The sequence below is a fragment of the Streptomyces sp. NPDC048514 genome, assembly GCF_043199955.1.
Taxonomy (GTDB): domain Bacteria; phylum Actinomycetota; class Actinomycetes; order Streptomycetales; family Streptomycetaceae; genus Streptomyces.
In genome coordinates this window covers 404,935-430,626 of sequence record NZ_JBICWT010000009.1, presented here as the reverse complement: position 1 = coordinate 430,626, position 25,692 = coordinate 404,935, and the positions used below count along the sequence as shown (strand labels likewise).

At 72.1% G+C, this 25,692-nt stretch carries 18 protein-coding genes; 2 read left to right on the top strand and 16 right to left on the bottom strand.

Annotated features, from left to right (window positions below; genetic code table 11):
• Window positions 1-41: 41 nt before the first annotated feature.
• From ACGFT2_RS22135 to ACGFT2_RS22065, 15 genes are all read right to left on the bottom strand, one after another.
• Window positions 42-2,441, bottom strand: a complete 2,400-nt coding sequence (locus tag ACGFT2_RS22135; protein WP_393280900.1) for an SDR family oxidoreductase — start codon at window positions 2,439-2,441, stop codon at window positions 42-44.
• Window positions 2,438-3,712 (bottom strand): NAD(P)/FAD-dependent oxidoreductase, encoded by a 1,275-nt coding sequence (locus ACGFT2_RS22130; protein ID WP_393280897.1) that lies wholly within the window; start codon window positions 3,710-3,712, stop codon window positions 2,438-2,440. The genes ACGFT2_RS22135 and ACGFT2_RS22130 overlap by 4 nt, the downstream gene beginning before the upstream one ends.
• Window positions 3,709-5,046 (bottom strand): FAD-dependent oxidoreductase, encoded by a 1,338-nt coding sequence (locus tag ACGFT2_RS22125; RefSeq protein WP_393280894.1) that lies wholly within the window; start codon window positions 5,044-5,046, stop codon window positions 3,709-3,711. Before ACGFT2_RS22125 ends, ACGFT2_RS22130 begins: the two co-directional genes overlap by 4 nt.
• Before the next feature lie 49 nt (window positions 5,047-5,095).
• Window positions 5,096-5,299, bottom strand: a complete 204-nt coding sequence (locus ACGFT2_RS22120; protein ID WP_393280891.1) for a ferredoxin — start codon at window positions 5,297-5,299, stop codon at window positions 5,096-5,098.
• 45 nt (window positions 5,300-5,344) lie between these two features.
• Window positions 5,345-6,529: a cytochrome P450 gene (locus ACGFT2_RS22115; RefSeq protein ID WP_393280888.1), complete on the bottom strand. Its 1,185-nt coding sequence runs from the start codon at window positions 6,527-6,529 to the stop codon at window positions 5,345-5,347.
• A complete protein-coding gene (locus ACGFT2_RS22110) occupies window positions 6,523-7,500 on the bottom strand; it encodes an aromatase/cyclase (RefSeq protein ID WP_393280885.1) in 978 nt (325 codons plus the stop codon). Before ACGFT2_RS22110 ends, ACGFT2_RS22115 begins: the two co-directional genes overlap by 7 nt.
• Window positions 7,501-7,534: 34 nt before the next feature.
• Window positions 7,535-8,317, bottom strand: coding sequence for a 3-oxoacyl-ACP reductase FabG (gene fabG, locus ACGFT2_RS22105; RefSeq protein WP_393280882.1), 783 nt, complete (start codon window positions 8,315-8,317; stop codon window positions 7,535-7,537).
• A gap of 82 nt (window positions 8,318-8,399) precedes the next feature.
• On the bottom strand, window positions 8,400-8,663 hold the full coding sequence (locus tag ACGFT2_RS22100) for an acyl carrier protein (protein ID WP_393280879.1): 264 nt from the start codon (window positions 8,661-8,663) through the stop codon (window positions 8,400-8,402).
• Window positions 8,664-8,719: 56 nt separating this feature from the next.
• Window positions 8,720-9,934 carry a ketosynthase chain-length factor gene (locus tag ACGFT2_RS22095; RefSeq protein ID WP_393280876.1) on the bottom strand — a complete coding sequence of 405 codons (1,215 nt, stop codon included), beginning with the start codon at window positions 9,932-9,934 and terminating at the stop codon, window positions 8,720-8,722.
• On the bottom strand, window positions 9,931-11,199 hold the full coding sequence (locus ACGFT2_RS22090) for a beta-ketoacyl-[acyl-carrier-protein] synthase family protein (protein WP_393280874.1): 1,269 nt from the start codon (window positions 11,197-11,199) through the stop codon (window positions 9,931-9,933). The genes ACGFT2_RS22095 and ACGFT2_RS22090 overlap by 4 nt, the downstream gene beginning before the upstream one ends.
• The gene (locus ACGFT2_RS22085; protein WP_393280871.1) at window positions 11,196-11,534 is read right to left on the bottom strand and encodes a TcmI family type II polyketide cyclase; all 339 of its coding nucleotides are present in this window, start codon (window positions 11,532-11,534) and stop codon (window positions 11,196-11,198) included. Before ACGFT2_RS22085 ends, ACGFT2_RS22090 begins: the two co-directional genes overlap by 4 nt.
• A 60-nt stretch (window positions 11,535-11,594) precedes the next feature.
• On the bottom strand, window positions 11,595-13,058 hold the full coding sequence (locus ACGFT2_RS22080) for an FAD-dependent monooxygenase (protein ID WP_393280868.1): 1,464 nt from the start codon (window positions 13,056-13,058) through the stop codon (window positions 11,595-11,597).
• A 474-nt stretch (window positions 13,059-13,532) separates the two neighbouring features.
• On the bottom strand, window positions 13,533-15,062 hold the full coding sequence (locus tag ACGFT2_RS22075; RefSeq protein WP_393280864.1) for a helix-turn-helix domain-containing protein: 1,530 nt from the start codon (window positions 15,060-15,062) through the stop codon (window positions 13,533-13,535).
• A 64-nt stretch (window positions 15,063-15,126) separates the two neighbouring features.
• Entirely contained in the window at window positions 15,127-15,327 is a 201-nt protein-coding gene (locus ACGFT2_RS22070) for a DUF4236 domain-containing protein (protein ID WP_393280861.1), read from the bottom strand.
• Window positions 15,328-15,523: 196 nt separating this feature from the next.
• Complete coding sequence (locus tag ACGFT2_RS22065; protein WP_393280859.1) at window positions 15,524-15,961, bottom strand: hypothetical protein; 438 nt, start codon at window positions 15,959-15,961, stop codon at window positions 15,524-15,526.
• Between the two features lie 323 nt (window positions 15,962-16,284).
• On the opposite strand from ACGFT2_RS22065, the gene acnA reads away from it, so the two are divergent.
• A complete protein-coding gene (gene acnA / locus ACGFT2_RS22060; protein WP_393280856.1) occupies window positions 16,285-19,002 on the top strand; it encodes an aconitate hydratase AcnA in 2,718 nt (905 codons plus the stop codon).
• Window positions 19,003-19,093: 91 nt separating this feature from the next.
• Here the strand turns inward: acnA and ACGFT2_RS22055 are convergent, their stop codons facing one another.
• Entirely contained in the window at window positions 19,094-21,790 is a 2,697-nt protein-coding gene (locus tag ACGFT2_RS22055; RefSeq protein WP_393280854.1) for a SpoIIE family protein phosphatase, read from the bottom strand.
• A 505-nt stretch (window positions 21,791-22,295) separates the two neighbouring features.
• Here ACGFT2_RS22055 and ACGFT2_RS22050 point away from each other — a divergent pair.
• Entirely contained in the window at window positions 22,296-25,568 is a 3,273-nt protein-coding gene (locus ACGFT2_RS22050) for a GH92 family glycosyl hydrolase (RefSeq protein WP_393280851.1), read from the top strand.
• Window positions 25,569-25,692: the final 124 nt, after the last annotated feature.

Genomic DNA, 25,692 nt, shown 5'->3' with positions numbered 1-25,692 from the left:
TCCTTGCGTGAACGGCACGGTCGAGCGCGGACGGTCCGGGGTCACAGGAGCGTGCCGCCCGTGGCGTCGATGAAGGCGCCCGTGATCCAGCGAGAGGCGTCGGAGGCGAGGAAGGCGACCACGTCCGCGATGTCCGTGGGCTCGCCCACGCGGCCGAACGCGGACAACTGGGCCATGAACTCCACGGCCTGCGGATTGTCGAAGATCTCGCCGCCGTTGTTCGTCACCCCCGGGGCCACGCTGTTGACGGTGATGCCGCGCCCGGCCAGGTGCTTGGCGTAGTGCCGGGCCAGTGTCTCCACGGCGCCCTTGGTCATCGCGTACGCGATCTCCTCGGGGTTGGCGAACCGGGTGAGCCCCGAGGTGATGTTGATGATCCGGCCGCCGTCACGCATGGTGCGCAGCGCCCGCTGGATGACGAAGAACGGAGCCTTGGCGTTGACCGCCATGAGCCGGTCGAAGATCTCGGGGGTGGTGTCCTCCGGGGAGACGCCACCCATGATTCCGGCGTTGTTGACCACGATGTCCAGCTCGACACCGCCGGTGTGCTCCTTGAGCCCTTCCTCGACGCCGTCGAACAGGGCGTCCACGTCACCGGCCGCTCCGAGCGGCGCCCGGACCGCGAAGGCCCGGCCGCCGGCGGCCCGGATGCCGTTCACGGTGTCCTCCGCCGCCTCCTTGGCACGGGCATAGTGCACGACGACCAGCGCGCGCTCGGCGGCCAGCCGCTCGGCGACCGCCCGGCCGATACCGCGGCTGGACCCCGTCACCAGGGCGGTCCTGTTCTCCAGCGTTCCCATCTTCTGCCTCCTGGATCGTGGGGCGAGTACCGATGTGACGGTCGGTGCGGGGGCCGTGCGCCCGGCAGCCGGAGCCGCCTGCGCACCGCCCGGAGTCGTACGCCGTCCCGCGCGGGCCACGGCGTCCGGCGTGCGGGGCGAGCCGAACCAGCGGTGCAGCGCGCCGACGGCGGCCTCGTGACCCTCCGGGCGGGCCCAGACCACATGCCCGTCGGGCCGTACCAGGACGGCGCCGAGCCGGGCCGGTTCGCTGTCCGGGGCCGCGGTGGCCACGACCACCCGCACCCGGTCGGCCCACAGCGCGGCCTGTGCGCGCAGCCGGGCATGGCCGGGCGCGTCGGGGTCGACGTCGAGCAGCAGCCCGCGGCCCGGGCGCAGCAGCTCCGCCGTCGTGGTCACCGCGCCCGGGCCGGTGACCAGCTCCGCCGGCGCCAGCCGGGCCCCGGACCAGGGCCGGTCGGACGGTCCGGCGGCGGGGCGCAGGTCCACGCCGCTGATCCGGCCCGCGAGGTGCCGTACGGCACCGTCGTGGCGCAGGAGTTCGGCGAGGACCGCGCGCAGGTCGGCGACCTCGTCGCCGCCGAGCAGGACCGCCGACTGCGCCGCGATGTTGCCGAGGACCTGCCGGCCGACGGCGTGCCGTTCGTCGTGGTAGGTGTCGAGCAGCCCGGCGGCGGCCCGGCCGGTCACCTCGGCGGCGAGCTTCCAGCCCAGGTTCATCGCGTCCTGCAGGCCCAGGTTGAGGGCCTGGCCGCCGACCGGCATCTGTACGTGCGCGGCGTCCCCGGCGAGCAGGACCCGTCCGGCGCGGTAGCGGGCGGCCTGCCGCCGGGCGTCGCCGAAGGCGTTCAGCCACAGGGGGGTGCCGGCGCCGATGTCCTCGCCGGTGACCTCCCGCCACGCGGCGGCGACCTCGGCGAACTCCGGGGCCGCGGCCCTGTGCACGGCGGGCCGGCCGAACCGGTGCACCATGACCCGGGTCACGCCGTCGGGCCGGCGGCCCGCGATGGCCAGCCCGGCCGGGAACCGCTCGAAGCGGCGGTCCGGGACGTCGATGCCGGCCACGTCCGCGCGCAGCAGCTCCCGGGTGGCGTCGGCGCCGGGGAACTCGACCCCGGCCAGCCGCCGCACCGCACTGTCCTCGCCGTCACACCCGACCAGGTAGGAGGCGCTGATCCGCAGCGTGCGCCCCTCGGCGGTGCGCGCGACGGCCAGCACCCGGTCGTCGTCCTGCACCAGCCCGACCAGTTCGTGTCCTGACCTGACCTCGGCGCCCAGCGCGGACGCCCACTCCCTGAGCACCTCGCAGGTGCGGGTCTGCGGCACCTTCCACTGGCCCGCGTACGGGCTCTCGACACCGCCCAGGTCCATCGGGATGCCACCGAAGTGGCCCCGCGGATCCCGTGGCGGAGTCGGACCGATGCGTTCCAGCAGGCCGCGCTGGTCGAACAGTTCCATGGTCCGGGCGTGCAGGGTGGTGGCGCGCGACTCCTGCGACGGCTCGGTCAGCCGTTCCAAAACCATCACCTCGGCGCCGCCGAGCCGCAGTTCACCGGCGAGCAGCAGGCCCACCGGGCCCGCGCCCACCACGACGACCTGCGTGTCCAGCGGCGCGTCCGGGTTCGTCCGCACGTCGTTCATCCCCGCCCTCCGTCCACCGCGGCCACCCGCCGGCCCTCGTCGGTCGTGCCGCGGCGCCGGGCCTCCCGGCGGGCCGCGTGGTCCCGCGCCTCGTGCCAGGTCGCACGGGCACGCAGCAACTGCCGGTACCGGGCGACCTCGCCCCGCCGGTCGACGGCCAGCACGCCGGTGAGCCGGTCGCCCGTGCCCAGCAGGGCGACGAAACGGCGCGCGGCCGGGTCCCCGACGATCTCGACCCGCTCCGCCTCGGGGATCCCGAGGAACTGGATCCGCACCCCGTACCAGTCCGACCAGAAGTAGGGCACCGCCGCATACTCCTCGCGCGCCTGGCCCAGTGCGTTGCGGGCCGCGACGGCACCCTGCTCGGCCGCGTTGGTCCAGTGCTCGAGGCGCATGGACCGGCCGAACAGCGGGTTGTGCCAGCGCAGCACGTCACCGGCCGCGTACACGCCGGGTACGCCGGTGGCGAGGTCGCTCCCGCACACCACGCCGTCGCCGAGCGTGACTCCGCTGCCGCGCAGCCACTCGACGGCCGGTTCCGCGCCGATACCGACGACGACCAGGTCGGCCGGCAGCGCGGTGCCGTCCCGCAGGACCACGCGCTCCACCCGCCCGGCGCCCTCGACGCGCTCGACGGCGCTCCCGAAGCGGACGCGACTGCCCGCGTCGGTGTGCAACTCGGTCAGCAGACACCCGAGTTCGGGTCCGACCGAACGGCTCAGCGGCGAGCGCTCCGCGTCCAGCAGCGTCACCTCGGCACCGAGCGCCCGAGCCGCCGACGCCACCTCCGCGCCGATGAACCCGGCGCCCACCACCACGACCCGGCGGGCCGTGCCCAGCTCGCCGCGCAGGGCCCGCGCGTCGTCCACCGTCCGCAGCGTGTGCACGCCGGCGAGCGGCACGGCCCCGGGCAGCCTGCGGGCGCGGACACCGGTGGCGACGACCAGCCGGTCGTACGGCACCGCGCTGTCGCCGACGCGGACGGTGCGGGCCGAGGCGTCCAGCTCGGTGGCGGGAGCGCCCAGCAGCAGCCGTACACCCAACTCATCGGTGTACGAGGCCGGTTCGCGGTAGTGCGGGACCGGTGACCCGGCGAAGGCGGCCGGGGCGGCCAGGAAGGACTTGGAGAGTACCGTGCGGTCGTAGGGCAGGTGCGGTTCCGCGCCGACGAGGGTGATCTCGCCGCCGAACCCGGCCGCCCGTGCGGCCTCCACGGCCCGCAGCCCGGCCAGCGACGCGCCCACCACGACCAGCCGGCCGGGCCCGCTCACCGTGCGCTCCGGGCGACCGGCGCGCGCAGGACGCGCAGCAGGACCGCCGGACGCAGCAGCGCCGTGCCCGGGTCCACCAGGGACAGCACCCGGATCAGGGCGTGGCTGACGTGGGCGTCCCGCGAGGCGGCCCGTTGCACCCGGCCGATGTAGGCCTGCGTGATACGGGTGCGCGGCGAGCGCCGACCGGGCACGCCCGGGAACCGCAGGTCGTTGATGGCGTTCGTGTCCCAGACCGGACCGACCACCCGCCGGCCCACGTCCCGCAGATAGGGCAGCGGCGCCGGGTGGCCGTCGCGGCGCAGGTGGTCGCGCAGCACCTCGGCGCCCAGTGCGGCCACCGTCATGCCCTGGGCGTAGACCGGGTTGAAGCTGCACAGCCCGTCCCCGGCGACCAGCAGCCGGTCCGGGAACCGCGCCATCCGCTCGTAGCGCCGCCGCACGCTCACCGGGAAGCGGTGGGCGACCGGGTCGTCCAGCGGTTCGGCCACCTGCGTCAGCTCGTGGAGGTCCGGCACCGGAAGCGACTTCAGGTACGCCTCGAACCCGGCGGGGTCGACGGGCGGGAGGTCGCCCAGGATGCCGTTGACCGTCACCTGGATCCGCCCGTCCTCGATGTGCGCGCAGATCCCGCCCCGCGGATTGTCCGGGGACGCGACCACCACGACGGCCCGGCCGTGGTGCTCGGCGCCCGGCCGCAGCCGGTACTGGCGGGTGGCATAGCCCACGCCGGTCTCCAGCCGGTCGGTGGCGACCTCGGGGTAGCCCAGTTCGGTCAGCCAGACCGGGGTACGGCTGCCGCGCCCCATGGCGTCGACCACCAGGTCCGCGGCGATCTCCCGCTCGGTGCCCTCCGCGCGGTCACGCACCACCGCTCCGGTGACCCGCCCCTTGTCCGGCGTGGTCGTCAGACCGGTCACGTCGTGTCCGTCGGCGATCACCACCCCCGGCAGGGCCCGGACCCGCTCCCGGATGTGTGCCTCCAGGAACGGCCGGCTGGCCGCCAGCGTCACCAGATCGCTGCGGGTCTTGCGCAGCGACAGTCCGCCGAAGTACCAGTCGCCCCCGGCGACCGTGTCGTTGACCCGGGCCCCGGCCGCGGTCATTCCGGCGGCCAGGCCGGGGAACAGCGACTCCAGGATCCGCAGACCCCTGGGTTGCAGACCGTGGATCTGCCGGCCCTGGGGAACGCCGCGCCGGGCGGCGGTCCCCTCCAGCGCGTCACGGTCGACGACGGTCACCCGCGGATACCTGTCGGCCAGCACCCGCGCGGTCAGCAGTCCCGCGAAACCTCCGCCCAGGACCAGGGCGTGGTCGCCGGTGTGCCGTGCCATCGCCCTCACCTCCCTGCTCCGTGTGTCGTCTCGGCGGTGTCCATCCCGGTCACTCGCTCCGGACCCGCAGGGCGCCGATCGGGCACACCCGCGCGGCGCTCGCGGCGTCCGTTTCGTGCTCTGCCGGTACGGCCGCGGAGGCGTCGAAGAGGACGACGAGGTCCCCCTCGTCGTCCAGCCGGAAAAGCTCCGGCGCAGCCTCTTCGCACAGGCCGTGGCCCTCGCACCGGGCGAGGTCGACGGACAGCTTCATGTGTGTGCGCTCCTAGTCGTCGATGCCTGGTTGCCGCGGTTGCCCTCAGGAGTGCAGGACCACCGGGAGGGACTCGATGCCCCGGATGGTGTTGTGCAGCCGCCACACCGGGCGGCCGACCTCGATGCGCCGCACCTTGCGCAGCAGCGCGTCCATGAGCGAGTGGCCCTCCAGGCGGGACAGCGCCTGGCCCACGCAGCCGTGGATGCCGTGCCCGAAGCCGAGATGCTCGGCCGCCTCGGGCCGGGTGATGTCGAACGTCTCCGGGGAGTGCCAGTGCCGTTCGTCCCGGTTGGCCGACCCGTACAGCAGCTGCACCCGGGTGCCCGCGGACAGCGGGACGCCGCCCAGCTCGCGGTCGACGGTGAGCATCCGGGTGAAACCGCGCAGCGGGGACTCCACGCGGACGATCTCGTTGAAGGCGTTCGGCGCCAGCGAAGGATCGGAGCGCAGCAGTTCCCACTGGCCGGCGTGGGCGCCGAACAGCCACAGCATGCTCGCCAGCGCGCTGACGGAGGTGTCCATCGAGGGCGCGAGGAAGTCGCCGAGCAGAGCGGGCAGCAACTCGTCGGCGATCTTCCCGGCCTGCGCGTCGGCGACCAGCTGGGCACCCCAGGTGCCCGGCCGCAGATTGCCCGGCACGGACATCCGGTGCAGGAACTCGCCCATCTCCTGCAGGAGCGGGAAGCCCGCGGCGGTCCGTTCGTTGAGCGGACCGAAGGCGTTGAAGCCGGCCGAGGCCCAGTCGAGGAGCCGTTCGCGGCCCTCGTCGAGGGGCCAGCCCAGCAGGTCCGGCACGATGGCGAGCGGGAAGGCCTGCCCGAAGTCCCGCACCGCGTCGAACTCGCCCCGGGCGACCAGCTCGTCGACGAGCCTGTCGGCCCAGTCCTGGATGTAGGTGTGGAACTCGCGCAGCGCCTTCGGCGTCAGATGCCGGGCGACCAGGCCGCGCACCAGGTCGTGGTAGGGCGGGTCGCTGGTGAGGCTGCTGCCGTGCTGCGCCTTGTTGAGCTGTTCGGTGATGCCGACGCCCTCACCGGAGATGAAGGCCTCGTGGTCGTGCAGGGCGTCGTACACCTCCTGGTAGCGGGCGACGGCGTACACCTCGTACTGGTCCAGGCGCACCACCGGGCCCAGCTCGCGCAGCCTCCGGTAGGAGTCGTAGGGATCCAGGATCGACTCGTCCGTGTACAGGTCGATGTCGGAGCTGGGGATGTCTGTGGTCAGCACGGGGACTCCTCGAGTCCGGGGCGGGACGGGTGGCGGCGGGCCTCGGCGTACGCCTTGGCGTGGCCGAGAGTGGCGCGGCTGTTGCCGCTGAGCGCGGTGCGCACGAACTCCTGGGCCTGCGCGAGGCCGGCCTCGGGACCCAGGACGGCGGTGATGTTGGCCGTGTTGACGGCGACCGTGTGCTGGGAGGTGACCTGCACGCCGCCCGCGTTCTCCGCCAGCAGCCAGTAGCCGGTGTGCAGGGTCATCAGGGCGGGCAGCACCGACTGCTTGTAGACGATGCGGTGGTGCGGGAAGCACACCCGGACCGACTTCGTCGTGTGGGTGGAACCGTCCTTGGTGCGGGTGTCCATCTCCAGGGTCTGCAGGCCCGGCGACGGCTCCTGCAACCGCACGGCGGCCACGTGCGGCAGCCGCTCGGTCCACAGCCCGGCCTCGTTGAGGAAGTCGTAGACGTCCTTGGCGGAGCCGTCGACCTGCACGCTGTCCTCGAACGACACCAGCGCGCCGTCGGCGGTGACCAGCTCCAGGCTCTCCTTCAGCGCGGCCAGTTCGGAGCGCGAGTTGCGGTCCACGGCCTCGTCGATCCAGGCCAGGCCGGCCGGATCGTCGTCGACGGCCCGGTAGTCGTGCAGCAGCCGGATGCGCGAGGTGCTCGCGGAGAGGGGCTCGATGATCCAGCTGCCGCCCATGGAGGCCACCGGCGCGGCCGACAGCTCCTGGCGGAAGTCGATCCGCAGCTCGTCGGGCCGGATCGTCCGGCGTGACGTCCAGTTCTTCGGTTCGCCGTTGGCGGTGGCCCAGATGCGGATGCGTTCCTCGGCGCCGTCGCGTTCGATCGTCTCGGCGTGCACGGTCGGCGGGAAGACCTGCGGCCAGGTGTCCACGTGTGACAGGAACCGGTAGACGGCACTCGCTTCGGCGAGCACGGTGATCTCGTGCTCGACCGTCTTCGGGGACTGCTGCGCCATGGATGACTCCTTGGTGGTTGGCGCCGGCGGGCGGTCAGAAGTTGCCGAGACCACCGCAGACGTTGAGCGCCTGCGCGGTGATGGAGGCGGCGGTGTCGGTGGCCAGATAGCCGACGAGCCCCGCGACCTCCTCGGGCGTGGAGTAGCGGCCGAGCGGGATCTTGGCCTGGAAGCGCTCCAGGATGGCGTCCTCGGTGGTCTCCCAGGCCGCCGCGTACCCCTGCCGCACGCGCTGGGCCATCGGCGTCTCGACGTAGCCGGGGCACACCGCGTTGACCGTGATGCCGGTGGGCGCGAGCTCGTTGCCGAGCGCCTTGGTGAAACCGACCACGGCGTGCTTCGAGGCGGAGTACGGCGCCGCGAGGACGACGCCCTGCTTGCCCGCGGTGGAGGCGATGTTGATGATCCGGCCCCGCGCCTTGTGCCGCATGCCGCCGGTGGTCAGCACCTCCCGGGTCATGCGGAAGACGCTGTGCAGATTGGTGTCGACGACGTCGAACCACAGCTCGTCGGTGAGGTCGGCGGTGACGCCGCCGCCGCTGCGGCCGGCGTTGTTGACCAGGACGTCCACCGTCCCGAACGTGTCGACGGCGGCCTGCACGAAGGCGTGGACGTCGTCGGCGGACCGCACGTCGCAGGCGCGGCCGTCGACGGTCAGCCCCTCCTCGCCCAGCTGCTTGACGGTCGCCGCCACGGACTCCGCGCCACGGGCGCACAGGAAGACGCGGTGCCCCTGCTCGCCGAGCGCTCTGGCGACGGCCAGACCGATGCCGCTGGTGGCACCGGTGACCAGGGCCACTCGCTGATCTGTGGACATGAACCCTCCGGGGGGGGAAGAAGTAGGGGAGTACGCCGGAGGGCGGCCGGTGGGCACCGGCCGCCCTCCACCGTGGGGTGCCTCAGGCGGTGCGCAGCGTCAGCAGCTGCCTGTTGAGTGCGTCGACCAGCTGACGCGGCGTCTCGGCGTCGACGAAGACGGTGTCCTCCAGCTCGATGCCGTACTCGCGCCCGATGCGGGCACCGGTCTCCAGCAGGGCGAGCGAGTCGTAGCCGAGGTCGCCGAAGGTGACGTCGTCGATGTCGCCGTCCAGGTCGACGTCCTCGCCGGCACCCTCGCGCAGGATGCGTCGCAGGACGTCCATGGTGAACTCGTGTGCGGACACGTGCCGTTCCTCTCTGTGGTCTGGCGTGGGAAGAGTGGGCCGCAGGCCCGGGCGGCTCAGTCGGCGGCCCGGACCACCATGGCCGAGTTGAACCCGCCGTAACCGCGGGCGATGACCAGTGCGGTGCGCACGGCGGCCGACCGGGGCGCCCCGGTCACCAGGTCCAGCTCGTGCGCGGGATCCGGGGTCACGTTGACGGTCGGCGGGATCAGCCCGTCCCGGACGGCCAGCAGCGCGGCGGTGACGTCCAGGGACGCGGCCCCCGAGTAGAGCCGCCCGGTCATCGTCTTGGGCGCGGTGACGGGGACGCCGAAGGCGCCGAACACCTCGCGGAGCGCCTCGGCCTCCTGGCGGTCCAGCTCGGGTACGCCCGCCGCGTCGGCGAACACCACGTCGATGTCGCGGGCTTCGGCGCCCGCCTCCGCCAGCGCCAGGCGGATCGCCCGGCTCAGCGCCGGTGGCCGGTCGCTGCCCGGACGCGGGTCGGTCGTGGCGGCGTACCCCGCGATCTCCCCGTACACGTGGGCGCCGCGCTCACGGGCGTGCTCGGCGTCCTCCAGGACCACCAGGGCGCCGCCCTCTCCGGCCACGAAGCCGTCGGCGTCGCGGTCGAAGGGGAGATAGGCGCGGCCGGGATCGGTGCGGGTGCTCATCCGCCCGGCGGCCATCTGCGCCACCCAGCCCCAGGGGCACAGGGAGCTGTCGATGCCGCCGGAGACGATCAGCGTCGTGCCCTTGCGGATCTGCCGGCGGCCCTGCGCGATCGCGTCCAGGCCGCCGGCCTGGTCGGAGACGACCACGCCGCTCGGCCCGCGCATGCCGTTGCGGATCGAGATCTGGCCGGTGTTGACGGCGTAGAACCAGGCGTAGGACTGGTAGGCGCTGACGTACTTGCTGCCCTTGCTCCACAGGTTCTCCAGCTCGCGCTGGCCGAACTCGAAGCCGCCGGAGGAGGCCGCCGTGATCACCCCGGCCTCGAAGTCGGGCAGGTCACCCGGTTTGACGTCGGCGTCGGCGAGCGCCCAGTCGGCGGCCACCAGCGCGAGCCGGGTCATGTGGTCGGTCTGCGGGACCAGACGGCTCGGCAGGTGCTCCCTGGAGCTGAAGCCGGGCACCTCCCCGGCCAGCCTGGCCGGGTAGCCGGAGGCGTCGAACCGGCTGACCGGCCGGATGCCGCTGACACCCTGACGGGTGGCGGCCCACCAGGCGTCGGTGCCGAGTCCGTTGGGTGCGGTGACGCCCACGCCTGTGACGACGACGGACCGGGTCATGCTGCCCTCCTGTCGGGCCGGGCGAGGACCATCGCGCTCTGGAAGCCGCCGAACCCGCTGCCCACGGTGAGCACCGAGTCGGTACGCCACTCGCGGGCGTGCAACGGCACGTAGTCCAGATCGAGTTCCGGGTCGGGGTGGTGCAGATTGGCCGTCGGGGGCACCACGTTGTGCTCCATGGCCAGGGCGGAGGCGGCGATCTCGATCGAGCCGATCGCACCCAGCGAGTGCCCGATCATCGACTTGATGGAGCTGACCGGCACCCGGTAGGCGTGCTCGCCGAGGGTGGTCTTGAAGGCCGCGGTCTCGTGCCGGTCGTTCTGCCTGGTGCCCGAGCCGTGCGCGTTGACGTAGTCGATGTCCGACGGGTCGAGCCGGGCCTGGTCCAGGGCCACCCGGATGGCCTCGGCCATCTCCGCCCCGTCGGCGCGCAGACCCGTCATGTGGTACGCGTTGCAGCGCGACGCGTACCCGCAGATCTCCGCGTAGATGTGCGCCCCGCGCCGCCGGGCGCTCTCCAGCTCCTCCAGGACGAACCCGGCCGCCCCCTCGCCCAGCACGAACCCGGTGCGGGTGGCGTCGTAGGGCCGGGAGGCGTGCTCGGGGTCGTCGTTGTACGTCGACGTCGCCTTGATCGCGTCGAAGCAGGCGACGGTGATGGGGGAGATCGGGGCCTCCGTCGCGCCGGTGACCGCGATGTCCGCGCTGCCCTCGCGGATCAGCTCGACGGCGTAGCCCACGGCGTCGATGCCGGAGGTGCAGCCGGTCGAGACGACCGTGGCGGGGCCCTCGGCACCCACCGCCCAGGCAACCTCGGTGGCGATGGAGGAGGGGACCAGATGGTTGTACAGGTGCGGCGGGGCGTAGGTGTGGTCGACGAGACCGAGCCGGCCGTCGTCGCTGACCACCCGGTACTCGTTCTCCAGGCTGATGGTGGCGCCGACCGCGCTGCCGATGGCGACCGCCACCCGCGCCGGGTCCGCGGCCGCGAAGTCGAGGTCGCTGTCGGCCACCGCCTCGCGGGCGGTGACCACGGCGAACTGCGCTACCCGGTCCATGCGGCGCAACTCCTGCGGCTGCAGACCGTGCTGGCCGGGGAAGAAGTCCACTTCGGCCGCGACCCGGGAGCGGTATCCCGCCGGGTCGAAGCACGAGAGCGTACGGGTGGCCGTACGCCCCGCGGTCAGCAGGGCCCAGAAGTCCTTCGCGCTGGTGCCGCCCGGTGCCACCACACCGATGCCGGTGATGACGACGCGTCGGGTCACTTGGATTCAGCCTCCTTCGGCTTCCACAGGTAGAAGCGCTCGGCCATCGCGTCGGACGGCGTCTGCCATGCGGGGTCGTACGGGTCGATGAACGGGCGCAGATCGGCACTGATCCGCTTGAAGCGAGGATCGGTCTTGGCCGCCTCGATGGTGTCTCCGCCGCCGTCGTGGTCGAAGTCCTGCAGATGGAAGTACAGGCCCTGGTAGGCGAACAGCTGACGGCGCCGCGTGCCCATCAGGTGCGGCATCTCCGTGTCGTCGAACTCCCGGAAGAGCCGGGCGACCTCGGCCCGCGACTCGGGGGCCATACGGGCCACGATGAGGGTGCTGTGCATCCGTGTCCTCTTCTCTGTCGGTCTCTGTCGGGTGCTTGACGGGCGGTACGCTCCAGCGCCTCAGCGCGGCAGGCCGAACCACCGGTACAGGGAGCGCGGCAGGTCGCCGTCCCCCGGTGAGGTCCAGGCGACATGGCCGTCGGGGCGCAGCAGCAGGGCGCCGACGCCGGTCAGCGGGCCGCCCTGGGCCGGTTCGTGCGGCCGGCCGGTGAACACGTCGACCCGCCCGTGCCAGGCCGAGGCCACCCGCCGTACGCCGGGGTCGTCGTCCAGGTCGAGCAGGACGCCGCGGCCGGCCCGCAGCAGCTCGGCGGTGGTGGTCTTGTCGCCGCCCTCCGCCACCAGCTCCTGGAAGGGGAGGCGGCGGCCGAGCAGCGGGTGGTCGCCGGGGCCCACGTCGTAGCGGATCTCCAGACCGGTGACCATCTCGGCGAGATGGAGGCTCACCTCGGGCAGCTCGATGAGTTCCCCGAGCAGGTCGCGCAGCGGCTGCACCTCGTGCCCGCCCAGGAAGAGCAGGCCCTGTGCCCGTGTGTTCATCATCAGTCGCTCGCCCACCGGATGCCGCTCCCGGTGGTAGGTGTCGAGCAGTCCGGGCGGGGCCCAGCCGCCGATCGCCGCGGCCAGCTTCCAGCCGAGGTTGACGGCGTCCTGGATGCCGACGTTCATGCCCTGGCCGCCGGCCGGCAGATGAATGTGGGCGGCGTCGCCCGCCAGCATGACCCGACCGCGCCGGTAGGCGCTGGTCAGCCGGCTGGCATCGCTGAACGAGCTGGCCCACACCGGCGTCGCGTGGCCGATGTCCTGTCCGGTCAGCCGCTGCCAGGCGGCCGCGACGTCGGGGAACTCCGCGGGCCGCTCCCGCACCGGAGCACCGTGCTCCTTCACGATCAGCCGGTGCACGCCGTCACCGAGCGGCGCCGCCATGGCGACCCCGCCCGGCAGCCGCTCACCGAAGGGGCGGGCCTCGATCCGGCAGCCGGAGACGTCGGCGAGGAGCATTTCGTACGTTCCCGCGGTGCCCGGGAAATCGAATCCGGCGAGTTTCCGGATCGTGCTGCTTCCACCGTCGCAGCCCACGACATAGGAGGCGCGTAGTTTCTGCGGACCGTCCGGACCGGAAACCCGGACGTCGACGCCGTACGAATCCTGCTCGATTCCGGTGACCCGGTGCCCGCGACGGATGTCGGCGCCCAGTCCGGCGGCCCATCGGCCGAGCACTTCCTCCGTCTCGGACTGCTTTATCCCGTGCGAGGTGTGGTGCGGGCTGTCGAGCGGACCGAAATCCACGAGGAGTCCGCCGAAGTGCCCCATGGGGCTGGTCTGAATGTCGCCGAACCGGTCGAGCAGCCCGCGCTCGTCCAGGATCTCCATCGTCCGCACGGTGAAGCCGAGCGCACGTGACTGCCTGGTGGGTTCCCGCAGTTGCTCCAGTACGACGACGGGCGCCCCGGCCAGCCGTAGCTCGCCCGCGAGCATCAGCCCGACGGGGCCGGCGCCCACGATGATCACCGCGGTGTCCATGACTACCGCCTCTCTTCAGTGGTCGACACTTCCGCGGAACGCTTTTCCGGAAGGCAAGAGGAAAGGCCCCCGGGACAAACCCGTGGGCCTTTGCGTTGTGGAATGGGGGTGGTCGGCGCGTCCGCCAAAAAGAGTCTCCGAAGGTGTTCCCCGAAACGGGCCTCGAAGACAGCGCACCGGACTCTGATGAAGAGTCTCTTCGCCGCAGGTCGCGGGCGCAAGATCAGTATCTGCAGAAATGCGCCAAGCTCGTGTCAGGCGATTCTCCGAACGTCAGGAGAATGCAAGAAGCCCGTCAGGCAAGGCGGGAACCCGCTGGTCACGCGGGTCGACGGGGGCCGGCCGCCGTCTTCCTGCGGTGCGGCCGGGTGCCGGGGACGCGGCCGGGGAGCGGTCGACGGCCTGGATTCCGGCGCCGGGCCCTTCCCGTACCCGTGTCGGCACAGGGCGGAAGGGCCCGGCGGCAGCCGTCGCTCAGATGTCCCGGAAGATCTCGATCTGGGCGCCGACCGAGTTGAGGCGTTCGGCGAGGTCCTCGTAACCGCGGTTGATGACGTACACGTTGCGCAGTACCGACGTGCCCTCCGCCGCCATCATGGCGAGCAGGACGACCACGGCGGGGCGCAGGGCCGGCGGGCACATCATCTCGGCGGCGCGCCAGCGGGTCGGGCCCTCGACCAGGACCCGGTGCGGGTCGAGGAGTTGGAGGCGCCCGCCGAGGCGGTTGAGATCGGTGAGGTAGATCGCGCGGTTGTCGTAGACCCAGTCGTGGATGAGGGTCTGGCCCGAGGCGACCGCCGCGATGGCCGCGAAGAACGGGACGTTGTCGATGTTCAGGCCCGGGAAGGGCATCGGGTGGATCTTGTCGATCGGCGCCTCGAGCTTGGACGGGCGGACCGTGAGGTCGATCAGGCGGGTGCGGCCGTTGTCCGCGAAGTACTCGGGGCTGCGGTCGTGGTCGAGGCCCATCTCCTCCAGGACCGCCAGCTCGATCTCCAGGAACTCGATCGGCACCCGGCGCACCGTCAGCTCCGACTCGGTCACGACGGCGGCGGCCAGCAGGCTCATCGCCTCGACCGGGTCCTCGGAGGGGGAGTAGTCGACGTCGGCGTCGATGTTGGGCACGCCGTGCACGGTCAGCGTGGTGGTGCCGATGCCCTCGACCTTGACGCCGAGCGCCTCCAGGAAGAAGCACAGGTCCTGGACCATGTAGTTGGAGGAGGCGTTGCGGATGACCGTCACGCCGTCGTGGCGGGCCGCCGCGAGAAGGGCGTTCTCCGTCACGGTGTCGCCGCGCTCGGTCAGCACGATCGGACGGTCGGGGCGGACCGCGCGGTCCACCTGTGCGTGGTACTGGCCCTCGGTGGCGGCGATGTCCAGACCGAACCGGCGCAGCGCGATCATGTGCGGCTCGATGGTCCGCGTGCCCAGGTCGCAGCCGCCGGCGTACGGCAGCTTGAAGTGGTCCATGCGGTGCAGCAGCGGACCGAGGAACATGATGATGGAGCGGGTGCGTACGGCGGCGTCCGCGTCGATCGCCGCCATCTCCAGCTCGGCGGGCGGCACCAGTTCCAGGTCGACGCCGTCGTTGATCCAGCGGGTGCGCACGCCGATGGAGTTCAGCACCTCCAGAAGGCGGTAGACCTCCTCGATCCGGGCGACCCGGCGCAGCACCGTGCGCCCCTTGTTGAGCAGCGAGGCGCACAGCAGGGCCACGCAGGCGTTCTTGCTCGTCTTCACGTCGATGGCACCGGACAGCCGGCGACCGCCGACCACACGCAGATGCATCGGCCCCGCATAGCCCAGCGACACGATCTCGCTGTCCAGGGCCTCACCGATTCGGGCGATCATCTCAAGGCTGATGTTCTGATTCCCACGCTCGATGCGGTTGACGGCGCTCTGGCTGGTGCCGAGCGCCTCCGCGAGCTGTGTCTGTGTCCAGCCGCGGTGTTGCCGGGCGTCACGGATGAGCTTGCCGATGCGTACGAGGTAGTCGTCTGACATGAGGCCGAGGTTATCTCAGATATGAGATGGCGCCTGTTGGGGGGTCCGTTCGGGTGATGCCCCGTCAACGGCTCCTGCGCGTACGGGTCCGGCGCCACCCGAATGGTCCAGGCAAATCCATAGATGTCGTAGTACGTCCGGTACTGCTGTGGGTGTGTCGCGGTCCGTGCTTGCCGCCGCCGGTGGTGATGGACCAGGAGTGCCGGTTGATGTTCAGCCGCACTCCCGGAAGGATGCGGAAACTCTTGCGGAACGTGAGTGCCATCGTGCCCCCTCCGGGTGAGTGCCGGGTGGCCCCCGGCGTTCACCGGATACCCCGGACGGGCCGGGTGATGGCAGGGCGGCCGCGCCGGACCGGGAGTGCGGCGGGCGGGCGGGGGCCCGGCTCGGCGTGCGGCGTTGGGGCCGGGCCCGGCGTGCGGCGCGGGGCCGGGCCCGGCGTGCGGCCGGCGTGGCGGGGCTCAGCCCGGCGTGCACCCGGTGGCGAACAGGGAGTTGCCGTTCGCCGTCACCGCCGAGCACACGACCGAGAGGTTGTTCACCACGAAGGTCCGCGGGCCGGTGGGCAGCTGGGCGTTCGAGGTCGCCGTGTCGACGGTGAAGTGGTACGGCGCCCCGCTGTCGGTGAAGCCGCACGCCGAGACCGAGGCGATGAGGTTCGGGAAGAGGTAGCCGCTGCCGGCCGGCAGGAGCGCGATCGACGTCGAGGTCGGACAGTGCGCGGAGGTCGAGGCGGGCGTGGCGGCGGCGGAGCCCCGGGCGGTGGACGCCGACGCGGCCGGTGCGGGGCTCTGGGCGGTGAACGCCACCGACGCCTGTGCGGGGGCCAGGGGGGTGAACGCCGCCGCGGCCGTCAGTGCCGCGCCGGTCGGCGCCAGGCGGCGTAACGGATGTCTCATGGGTGTGCCTCCGGATGTCGGTCGGATGCGTCGACTCGCAGCCTCCCGGCCGCCGACTCCCGGGGCCAGACCGGATCCGGTCAGGCGCGGGGGCGGCACTGTGAGCCGCGCCACCGCGTTTCCGTGCGGCCGGGGCGGGTCCAGGCATGACCATTCTGCGGCCATGTACTAGAGTTATCTCGACATCGAGATATCTGCCGAGGCGCACCGCGGTCGCCACGCCAGTAAGGCTTACCTAACTTAGCCTTACCTCAGCGGTTCGGCCAAGCCGGCGTGGCGGCACGATTGACGGTGGTACGCGCACATCAATGAAGGAGACTGTCGTGTCGGCGAACAGCTTCGACGCCCGCAGCACGCTGCAGGTGGGCGACGAGTCGTACGAGATCTTCCGGCTGGACAAGGTGGAGGGCTCGGCCCGGCTGCCGTACAGCCTCAAGGTCCTGCTGGAGAACCTGCTCCGCACGGAGGACGGCGCGAACATCACCGCCGACCACATCCGCGCCCTCGGCACCTGGGACTCGCAGGCCCAGCCCAGCCAGGAGATCCAGTTCACGCCGGCCCGCGTGATCATGCAGGACTTCACCGGCGTGCCCTGCGTCGTGGACCTCGCGACCATGCGTGAGGCCGTGAAGGAGCTGGGCGGCGACCCCGCCAAGATCAACCCGCTGGCGCCGGCCGAGCTGGTCATCGACCACTCCGTCATCGCCGACAAGTTCGGCACCAACGACGCCTTCAAGCAGAACGTCGAGCTGGAGTACGGCCGCAACAAGGAGCGCTACCAGTTCCTGCGCTGGGGCCAGACCGCGTTCGACGAGTTCAAGGTGGTCCCCCCGGGCACCGGCATCGTCCACCAGGTGAACATCGAGCACCTGGCCCGTGTCGTGATGGTCCGCGACGGCAAGGCCTACCCGGACACCCTGGTCGGCACCGACTCGCACACCACCATGGTCAACGGCCTCGGCGTGCTCGGCTGGGGCGTCGGCGGCATCGAGGCCGAGGCCGCCATGCTCGGCCAGCCGGTCTCCATGCTCATCCCGCGCGTCGTCGGCTTCAAGCTCACCGGCGAGCTGCAGCCCGGCACCACCGCCACCGACCTCGTGCTCACCATCACCGAGATGCTCCGCAAGCACGGTGTGGTCGGCAAGTTCGTCGAGTTCTACGGCGAGGGCGTCGCCGCCACCTCGCTGGCCAACCGCGCCACCATCGGCAACATGTCGCCGGAGTTCGGCTCCACCGCCGCGATCTTCCCGATCGACGACGAGACCCTGAACTACCTGCGCCTGACCGGCCGTTCGGCCCAGCAGGTCGCGCTCGTCGAGGCCTACGCCAAGGAGCAGGGCCTCTGGCTGGACCCGAAGGCCGAGCCGGACTTCTCCGAGAAGCTCGAGCTGGACCTGTCCACGGTCGTCCCGTCCATCGCCGGCCCGAAGCGCCCGCAGGACCGCATCGTCCTCGCGAACGCCGCCGAGCAGTTCAAGCAGGACGTCCGCAACTACGTCGACAGCGTGGACGAGGCGGGCCAGGAGTCCTTCCCGGCCTCCGACGCCCCGGCCGTCCACCCGAACGGCGCGCCCAGCAACCCGGTCCAGGTCACCGCCCCCGACGGCACGACCTACGAGCTGGACCACGGTGCGGTGACGGTCGCGGCCATCACCTCCTGCACCAACACCTCCAACCCGTACGTCATGGTCGCCGCCGCCCTGGTGGCCAAGAAGGCGGTCGAGAAGGGCCTGACCCGCAAGCCGTGGGTCAAGACCACCCTCGCCCCGGGCTCGAAGGTCGTCACCGACTACTTCGAGAAGGCGGGCCTGACGCCCTACCTCGACAAGGTCGGCTTCAACCTCGTCGGCTACGGCTGCACCACCTGCATCGGCAACTCCGGCCCGCTGCCGGAGGAGGTCTCCAAGGCCGTCAACGACCACGACCTCGCGGTCACCTCGGTCCTCTCCGGCAACCGGAACTTCGAGGGCCGGATCAATCCCGACGTCAAGATGAACTACCTGGCGTCCCCGCCGCTGGTCGTCGCGTACGCCCTCGCGGGTTCCATGAAGGTGGACATCACCCGGGACGCCCTGGGCGTCGACAAGGACGGCAACCCGGTCCACCTGAAGGACATCTGGCCCTCCGAGGCCGAGGTCAACGAGGTCGTCGCCAACGCCATCGGCGAGGACATGTTCGCCAAGTCCTACGAGGACGTCTTCGCCGGTGACGCCCAGTGGCAGTCGCTCCCGGTGCCGACCGGCAACACCTTCGAGTGGGACGCCGAGTCGACCTACGTCCGCAAGCCCCCGTACTTCGAGGGCATGGCCCACGAGCCGTCCCCGGTCACCGACATCACCGGCGCCCGGGTGCTCGCCAAGCTGGGCGACTCGGTGACCACCGACCACATCTCCCCGGCCGGTGCGATCAAGGCCGACACCCCGGCGGGCAAGTACCTCACCGAGCACGGTGTGGAGCGTCGTGACTTCAACTCCTACGGCTCGCGCCGAGGCAACCACGAGGTCATGATCCGCGGCACGTTCGCCAACATCCGGCTGCGCAACCAGATCGCGCCGGGCACCGAGGGCGGCTACACCCGCGACTTCACCCAGGCGGACGGTCCGGTGTCGTTCATCTACGACGCCTCGCGCAACTACATCGAGCAGGACATCCCGCTGGTCGTCCTGGCCGGCAAGGAGTACGGCTCCGGCTCGTCCCGCGACTGGGCGGCCAAGGGCACCGCGCTGCTCGGCGTCAAGGCCGTCATCGCCGAGTCCTACGAGCGCATCCACCGCTCCAACCTGATCGGCATGGGCGTGCTCCCGCTGCAGTACCCGGAGGGCCACTCCGCCTCCTCCCTCGGCCTGACCGGCGAGGAGACCTTCTCCTTCACCGGCGTCGAGGAGCTGAACAACGGCACCACGCCGCGCACGGTCAAGGTCACCACCGACACCGGCGTCGAGTTCGACGCGGTCGTCCGCATCGACACCCCCGGTGAGGCCGACTACTACCGCAACGGCGGCATCATGCAGTACGTGCTGCGCAGCCTGATCCGCAAGTAAGCGGTCGAGCGAGCGGTACGGCACGGCCGTCGAGGGCCGCATCCCCGGTGCCGGGTGCGGCCCTCCGCCATGCCCGGCGCCGCCGCGTCGTTCACTCCGCGGCGAGGAGTCCGCCGAGGTCCGGTACGGCGAGTTCGGCCCAGATGACCTTGCCGTGCGGGGTGTACCGGGTGCCCCAGCGTTCGGCCAGCTGCGAGACCAGGAACAGGCCCCGGCCGCCCTCGTCGGTCGTCGCTGCGTACCGCAGATGCGGCGAGGTGCTGCTGCCGTCGGCCACCTCGCAGGTGAGCGTGCGATCAAGGATCAGCCGCACATGGATCGGGTCGGAGCCGTAGCGGATGGCGTTGGTGATCAGCTCGCTCAGCACGAGTTCCATGCCGAAGCCCAGCTCGGACAGGTTCCACTCCTCGAGCTTCTCGGACACGGCCAGCCGCATCCCCGACACGGCCGCCGGGTCGCGCGGCACGTCCCAGTCGGCGACGCTCCCGGCCGGCAGGGCCCGGGTGCGGGCGATGAGCAGGGCGACGTCGTCCTTGGGACGCTCGGGCAGCAGTTCCTCCAGCACCACCCGGCAGCTCTCCTCGGGCGGCCGGCCGGGGTGTCCCGCCAGCGCCCGGCGCAGCAGCTCCATCCCCTCGTCCAGGTCACGCCTGCGGTCCTCGATGAGGCCGTCGGTGTACAGGACGAGCTGGCTGCCCTCGGCCAGCTCCAGCTCGGCCGTCTGGAACGGCAGGCCGCCCAGACCCAGCGGTGGCCCGGTCGGCACGTCGGGGAACTCGACACTGCCGTCCGGGTGCACCAGCGCGGGCGCCAGATGCCCGGCCCGGGCCATGACGCAGCGGCGCGCGATGGGGTCGTAGATCGCGTACAGGCAGGTGGCGCCCACGATCTCCCTGGCCGTCTCCGGGCACGACTCGTCCTGGTCGATGCGGCCGACCAGCTCGTCCAGATGGCTGAGCAGTTCGTCGGGCGGCAGATCGAGCGTGGAGAAGTTGTGCACCGCGGTCCGCAGCCGGCCCATCGTCGCCGCGGCGTGCAGGCCGTGTCCGACCACGTCGCCGACGGCCAGGGCCACCCGGCTGCCCGGCAGCGGGATGACGTCGAACCAGTCGCCGCTCACACCCGACTGGGCGGGCAGATAGCGATAGCCGACGTCGAGCGCGCTCTGCTCGGGCAGGGCCCGCGGCAGCAGACTGCGCTGGAGGGTGACCGCCAGCGCGTGTTCACGGGTGTACCGGCGGGCGTTGTCGATGCTGACCGCGGCGCGCGCCACCAGCTCGTCCGCCAGGGAAAGCTCCTCCTCGTCGAAGGGCTCCCGTTTGGAGCGCCAGAAGTTCGCCATGCCCAGCACGACACCGCGGGCCTGGATCGGGGCGGCGATCAGCGAGTGGATGCCGAAGTCCACGATCTGCCGGGTGCGCTCCGGATCCTGCACCAGCCAGCCCTCGGCGTTCGACAGATCGGTGACCAGCTCGGAGCGGCCGGAGTCGTAGCCGCGCGCCTGGGGCGTGGACGGCAGGAAGTCGATCAGCCGGCCCCGCTCGTACAACGGGGTGTCGTCCCGGATGCCGCTCACGGCGACGCGCCGGATGTCCGTCGCCGTGGGAGCCGGTTCCTCGCCGTGCAGGACGGCGTCGGCCAGGTCCACGGTGACGAAGTCGGCGAACCGCGGCACGGCGACCCTCGCCAGCTCGTCGGCCGTACGGACGACGTCGAGGGTGGTGCCGATGCCGAGCCCGGCGTCGTAGAGCAGCTCCAGCCGCTCCCGTGCGACCTCCGCGCGGCCCGACACGGCCTGCAGCTCGGTGGAGTCCCGGAGGGTCACCACGGTCCCCCTGGGGCCTCCCACGCCGTCCGTGGGCCGCTGGTTGACCGCCAGCAGGCGCCCGCCGGCGAAGTGCACCTCGTCGCTGGCCTCGCGCCCCGAGACGAGCAGCTCCACCGTGGCGGGGTCGAGGGCCGACAGTTCCCGCACATGGCGCCCCTCCGCCTCGGGGGGCAGCTCCAGCAGGCGCCTGGCCTCGTCGTTGGCGAGCAGCAGCCGCCCGTCGTCGTCGACGATGAGCACGCCCTCCCGCACCGAGTGCAGCACCGTGTCGTGGTGCTCGTACATACGGGTCATCTCGGCCGGGGCCAGGCTGTGGGTCTGCCGCCGCAGCCGCCTGCCCACCAGGGCGGTCCCGCAGGTCGACACCGCGAGCGCACCGGCACCGGCGGCCAGGATGATCGGCAGCTGCCGGTTCACCTGGCTGGACACGTTCTTCACCTTCATGCCGGCGGAGACGAGGGCGGTCACCCGGCCGCGGGCGTCCTCGACCGGGACGGTCGCCTGGACCTCGTGGCCGAGGGGGCCCTGGACGCTCTCCGTGTAGACCTTTCCGGCCAGCGACGGCCCGATGTTGCCGACGAAGCGCTGCCCTATCTTGCTCGGGATGGGGTGGGTGTAGCGGGTGCCCTCGGTGTCCATGACCACGATGAAGTCGACGCCCGCGGTCCTGCGCCCCGCCTCGGTGAGGGGCTGGAGCGTCTTGGACGGGTCGGGCGTGCGCAGGGCCTGCATGAGGCCGGGGGAGTGCGCGAAGGTCTCCGCCACGGCTATGGAGCGGCGCTTGGCCTCCGTGGTGGTGTCACGTTCCGACTGCAGGACGAGGGCGATGACGCCGCAGATGACGAGCAGCACCACCAGCGCCACCTGGAGGAGCAGGACCTGCCCGGCGACGCTGCGCGGGCTCCTGCCGACCACGGCACGCCATGCCATACGCCTGAATCGGGCGAATCGGTCCGACATGCGGCATTTGTAGCACCGGTACATGTCTGTGACTACGCCGGTCCGGGAGATGGACGCATGTTTTGCCACCTCATATACCCCTGGTGACATCTCGGGCCGCAGGAGTCACACAGGCACCACGGTTCGGGTGTCCTCGGCGAAGAGTTCCGCCGCCGCGGGGGTGGGTGCTCGGGGCGGACCCGGACCGGTCGTGACCGGGTCCGCGGGCCGGGCGGGTGAGGGGGGTGGAGGAAACCCGCCCGGGAGGAGGCGGCCTGGCATCGGGACTGCGTGGCTTGTGCGGCCCGATGAGAGCGCGACAACGTTGTCTTATGGTCTGTACATGACTCTACCGCCTCAAAGGACAACGATGTCAACCCACTTGTGCTAGTCCGCCCGGGTGATATCCGGCGCGCGGCCGCCCCGGCGCACGCGGTCTTCCGTGGTACGGGTGGCGCACGCTACTGTCCCTGCGGCTTGTGCGACCGGTGGTGCGCGACCCGTCCGTCAGAGGAAGGGCCGCGTCATGCGATTCCGACCCATGTCCCTGCTGCTGGCCGCGCTGCTCGCGACCGGCGGCGCCGCCACCCCCGCCCTCGCGGCGGCCGCCGCAGCACCCCCCGGTCTCGTCGAGGACCCCACGCCGTACGTCGATCCCCTGATCGGCACCAGGAACGGCGGCGACGTCTTCCCGGGCGCCGTCGTGCCCTTCGGCATGCTCTCCTGGAGCCCGGAGAACACCCGGGGAGACGCCACGAGAACCGCGGCGCCCGGCGGGTACCAGTACGACGCCACGCGCATCCGAGGCTTCAGCCTGACCCACATGTCCGGCACCGGCTGCGCGGGCGGCGGGGGCGACGTCCCCTTCTTCCCCTACGCCGGCGAGGTCACCTCCTCCCCGGCGAGCGACACCGGGGACGCCGTCTACGCCTCGGACTTCCGCCACGCGGACGAGACCGCCGGGCCCGGCCACTACAAGGTGGGCCTGGCCTCCGGCGTCACCGCCGACCTCACCGCCACCGCCCGCACCGGCGCGGCCCGCTTCACCTTCCCCGCCGGCGAACCCGCCTCCCTGCTGGTGCGCACCGCCAACTCCGAGGTGGGCTCGGAGGACTCGACGATCAGCATCGACCCGGACACCCGCACGATCTCCGGCTCCGTCACCTCGGGCAACTTCTGCGGCTACCTCGACCCCGAGGGCCGACGCGCCTACTACACGCTGCACTTCACCGCCCGCTTCGACCGCGGCTTCAGGACCACCGGGACCTGGCGGGACGACCGGCTCGACCCCGGTTCCACGCAGGCGTCCGGCGGCACCGGCGGCTTCTCGCACGGCGGGCGGCCCGTGGCCGGCAAGGGGGCCGGCGGATACGTGGAGTTCGCGCCCGGCCAGGGGCCGGTGAACGTCAAGGTGGGCATCTCCTACGTCAGCCGGGCGGCCGCCGCGGCCAACCTCGCCGCCGAGAACCCCCGGGGCCGCTCCTTCGACGCCGTCGCGGAGGCGGCGCGCCGGGCCTGGCGCGAGCGTCTCGGCGCGGTCCGGGTCGGCGGCGGCACGGACGCCGAGCGCACCACCTTCTACACCGCCCTCTACCACTCGCTGCTGCACCCGAACGTCATCAGCGACGCCGACGGCCGCTACCGCGGCGCCGACGGCCGCGTGCACACGGTCGGCCGCCGGCAGCACGCGCAGTACGGCACCTTCTCCGGCTGGGACGTCTACCGCGACCAGGTGCAGCTGCTGACCCTGCTCGACCCGCGCACCGGTTCCGACATCGCTCAGTCGCTCTACGAACTCGCCCGCCAGAACGGCGGGGTCTGGGACCGCTGGCTGCACGGCGCGAGCGGCACCCACGTGATGAACGGCGACCCCTCGGCGGCCGCCCTGGCCGGCATCCGCGCCTTCGGTGGCACCGGCTTCGACCTCGAGGGCGCCCTGCGCTCGCTGGTGCGGGCGGCGACCGTGCCGACGGAGCAGGACCTGTCCCCGGCGGGCAAGCCCGTGCTCTCGGTGGGCCAGCGCCCCTCGCTCGACAAGTACCTCGGGCTGCACTACATGCCGAGCGTCTCCAACGCCTGGGGCGGCGCCGCGGAGACCCTGGAGATGTCCACGGCGGACTTCGCCGTCTCGCAACTCGCCCGCGCCGCAGGGGAGAAGGAGACCGCGGCGGCGTTCGCCCGCCGGGCCCAGTGGTGGCAGAACAACTTCGACGTCGCGGCCCACCCGAGCGGCGGCTACATCGCCAACCGCAAGGCCGACGGCAGCTGGGTCACCGGCTTCACACCCGGCACCGGCAACGGTTTCGTGGAGGGCACGGCCGCCCAGTACACCTGGATGGTCCAGCACGACCCGGCCGGGCTGTTCGCCGCGATGGGCGGCCGGGACGCGGCCGTCGCCCGGCTCGACGACTTCTTCCACGACGCCGACGGCGGCTGGGCCTTCACCGGCAACGGCGGCACCAAGTCCGAGCTGGACAACGAGCCGTCGATCAACGTGCCCTACCTGTACGACTACGCGGGCGCCCCGTACAAGACGCAGGCGACCGTCCGCGCTGCGATGCGGCAGCTGTGGACCACCGAGCCCGGTGGCATCCCCGGCAACGACGACCTCGGCGCGATGTCGGCCTGGTACGTCTTCTCCGCCCTCGGCATGTACCCGCAGGTGCCCTCCCGGGCCGAACTTGTCCTGGCCTCACCGCTGTTCCAGCGCGTGGAGATCCACCGGCCGCGGGGCAACGACATCTCGATCCGCGCGGCCGGAGCCGCGGGCGACGCGCCCTACGTGCAGTCCCTGAAGGTGGACGGCCGCGCCGGCGACCGGCCCTGGCTGCCCGCGTCCTTCGTCCGGGACGGCGGCCGCCTCGACTACACCCTGTCCGGCACCCCGAACCGCACCTGGGGCGCGGGCAGCCCGCCGCCGTCCTTCCGCGAGGGCGAACAGCCCTACCAGGTGGGCGTCGGGCCCACCGCCGCCACCCTCGCACCGGGCGAGAGCACGAAGATCGCCATCCGGGCCCTGTCGATGAACGGCGGCACCGGACCGCAGGTGCGCTTCCGGGTGGAGACCCCGGCCGGTGTCACCGCAACGCCCGCGGAGGGCACCGTGACCGACGGCGCCCAGGAGATCACCCTCACCGCCGCGCCGGACGCCGCCCAGGGCTTCGCCGACGTCAGGGTCGCGGTCACGTCGGACGGCACCTCCTACCGCCAGCCCGTCTCGCTCACCGTGGCCACGCCGGGCAGCCTGCTCGCCGCCTACGACAACACCGGCGCCTCGGACGACCAGGGCGAGCACGACGAGGCCGACTACGACGGCGGCGGCTGGAGCTACTCCCGCCAGGCCCTCGCCGCCGCCGGCCTCACCCCGGGCGGCCGGGGCACGGTCGGCGGCCTCGCCTTCACCTGGCCCGACTCGCCCGCCGGCCGCCCCGACAACGCCTCGGCCAACGGCCAGAGCATCGACCTGACCGCCCCCGCCGGCACGCTGTCCTTCCTCGGCAGCGCCGTCAACGGCAACCAGCAGGCCAAGGCCACCGTCACCTACACCGACGGCACGACCGGCACGGTCGACCTGTCCTTCACGGACTGGACCGTCGGCGGCGGGGGCGGCACCGTCCAGTACGGCAACGAGGTCGTCGCCAAAACCGCGTACCGCAATGTCGCGGGCGCCGGCAAGGACCCGGTGGCGACCTACCTGTTCGCCACCAGGCCCGTCACCGCCCCCGACGGCAAGAAGATCGCGAGCGTCCGCCTTCCGCGCAACGCGGACCTGCACGTGTTCACCCTCGCCACGAACTGAACCGAGTCGGTGAACCCGAGCCGGTGAAGCGGAGCCGGTGAACCCCGGACGGTGCACCCGAGCCGGTGCACCCGAGCCGGTGCACCCGAGCCGGTGCACCCGAGCCGGTGCACCGGAGCCGGCG

What these genes read in the sequence shown, in the direction of transcription:
- ACGFT2_RS22135 (WP_393280900.1), bottom strand. Translation starts at nt 2,441, where the DNA reads ATGAACGACGTGCGGACGAACCCGGACGCGCCGCTGGACACGCAGGTC.
- ACGFT2_RS22125 (WP_393280894.1), bottom strand. Translation starts at nt 5,046, where the DNA reads ATGGCACGGCACACCGGCGACCACGCCCTGGTCCTGGGCGGAGGTTTC.
- ACGFT2_RS22120 (WP_393280891.1), bottom strand. Translation starts at nt 5,299, where the DNA reads ATGAAGCTGTCCGTCGACCTCGCCCGGTGCGAGGGCCACGGCCTGTGC.
- ACGFT2_RS22110 (WP_393280885.1), bottom strand. Translation starts at nt 7,500, where the DNA reads ATGGCGCAGCAGTCCCCGAAGACGGTCGAGCACGAGATCACCGTGCTC.
- fabG (WP_393280882.1), bottom strand. Translation starts at nt 8,317, where the DNA reads ATGTCCACAGATCAGCGAGTGGCCCTGGTCACCGGTGCCACCAGCGGC.
- ACGFT2_RS22095 (WP_393280876.1), bottom strand. Translation starts at nt 9,934, where the DNA reads ATGACCCGGTCCGTCGTCGTCACAGGCGTGGGCGTCACCGCACCCAAC.
- ACGFT2_RS22085 (WP_393280871.1), bottom strand. Translation starts at nt 11,534, where the DNA reads ATGCACAGCACCCTCATCGTGGCCCGTATGGCCCCCGAGTCGCGGGCC.
- ACGFT2_RS22080 (WP_393280868.1), bottom strand. Translation starts at nt 13,058, where the DNA reads ATGGACACCGCGGTGATCATCGTGGGCGCCGGCCCCGTCGGGCTGATG.
- ACGFT2_RS22075 (WP_393280864.1), bottom strand. Translation starts at nt 15,062, where the DNA reads ATGTCAGACGACTACCTCGTACGCATCGGCAAGCTCATCCGTGACGCC.
- ACGFT2_RS22070 (WP_393280861.1), bottom strand. Translation starts at nt 15,327, where the DNA reads ATGGCACTCACGTTCCGCAAGAGTTTCCGCATCCTTCCGGGAGTGCGG.
- ACGFT2_RS22065 (WP_393280859.1), bottom strand. Translation starts at nt 15,961, where the DNA reads ATGAGACATCCGTTACGCCGCCTGGCGCCGACCGGCGCGGCACTGACG.
- ACGFT2_RS22055 (WP_393280854.1), bottom strand. Translation starts at nt 21,790, where the DNA reads ATGTCGGACCGATTCGCCCGATTCAGGCGTATGGCATGGCGTGCCGTG.
- ACGFT2_RS22050 (WP_393280851.1), top strand. Translation starts at nt 22,296, where the DNA reads ATGCGATTCCGACCCATGTCCCTGCTGCTGGCCGCGCTGCTCGCGACC.